The organism is Oleiphilus sp. HI0117 (assembly GCF_001635235.1).
Genome location: NZ_LWGA01000637.1, coordinates 1 through 1031, shown reverse-complemented (window position 1 = coordinate 1031; position 1031 = coordinate 1). Strand labels below are relative to the sequence as shown.

The 1031-nt window shown below is 42.9% G+C and carries 2 protein-coding genes; one reads left to right on the top strand and one right to left on the bottom strand.

Annotation, left to right across the window (positions count from 1 at the left end; all coding sequences use genetic code 11):
- Nucleotides 1–311: 311 nt before the first annotated feature.
- Nucleotides 312–524, bottom strand: coding sequence for a LysR substrate-binding domain-containing protein (locus A3757_RS28080; protein WP_068509449.1), 213 nt, complete (start codon nt 522–524; stop codon nt 312–314).
- Nucleotides 525–643: 119 nt separating this feature from the next.
- On the opposite strand from A3757_RS28080, the gene A3757_RS07800 reads away from it, so the two are divergent.
- The coding region (locus tag A3757_RS07800) for a nitroreductase family protein (protein WP_197469939.1) at nt 644–1031 on the top strand (388 nt) is incomplete at its 3' end.

Below are 1031 nucleotides of genomic sequence, written 5' to 3'. Positions count from 1 at the left end.
AAGGCCGTTTGATTGAAGGAATGGCTTGTTCTTTTTGTATTCAGTATAGACAGGGTTAGAGATGTGGCAATGAAAGGTATTTTGGCAGCGATATCTCATGGTGACTGTTGATAAGTGAATGAGGTCAAACTCGGCTGATTTGCTCATCTTGCTGTTTTGAGTAGTTTGGAATTCGAAGCTTTTTTCTCGAACCGGTATTCGACATTGCGGCGTCAACCTTTTAATCGAATCTGGCCAAGCTGACACTCACCTTGAGTATTAAGACGCATCGACAAATTGATCTAACATAAAATCTATAAAAACGCGTAACTTTAAAGGCATAAACTCAGTTGAGGGGAACAGTAAAAAAACTTCATGGGGGTATTCTTTTGTCCTGAGAACAGTTCGACGAGTCTCCCGGCTTTAATGTCCTCTTCGATAAGATAACTGGGGAGCATAGAGATTCCCATACCTGCCTTGACCGCCTGATAAACCGATAATACGTCATTTACGACGAGCTTCTTCTGCGTGTCATTAACGTGCATTTCTGGGAGAAGTTGCAGATAACGCAATAGTATCTTTCATTATAGGTTATATATAAACCAATAGCCCGTGCTTATACTTGCATACACACCTTCGAAATATTGGTACATGAGGACGAATTATGAAACTTTCTGAAGCCTTGAAGACGCGCCGTAGCATTCGTCAATTCACACCTGTAAGTATTCCGGATGATGTCTTGGAGCGCGTTATCAGCAAAGCATTGCTATCACCCAGTGGAGGTAACTCTCAACCTTATCGAATTGCAATTGCTAGCGGTAGCACAAAAAATAAGATAGCTGACGAATTATCTAGCAAGTTCGCCAAAGCTAGCCGGATTAAGCGCCTTCCGTTACCAAGCAAAATTTGGCAGGGGTTAACAAGTGGTGTTTTGCCCGACGGCGATTATAACCCCGACGTCAGTTACCCTGATGAGCTTAAGAAACGCAAGTTTGATTGTGGCATGGGGCTATACGAAACACTGGGCATTGAAAGAAGTGACTACGAGGCAC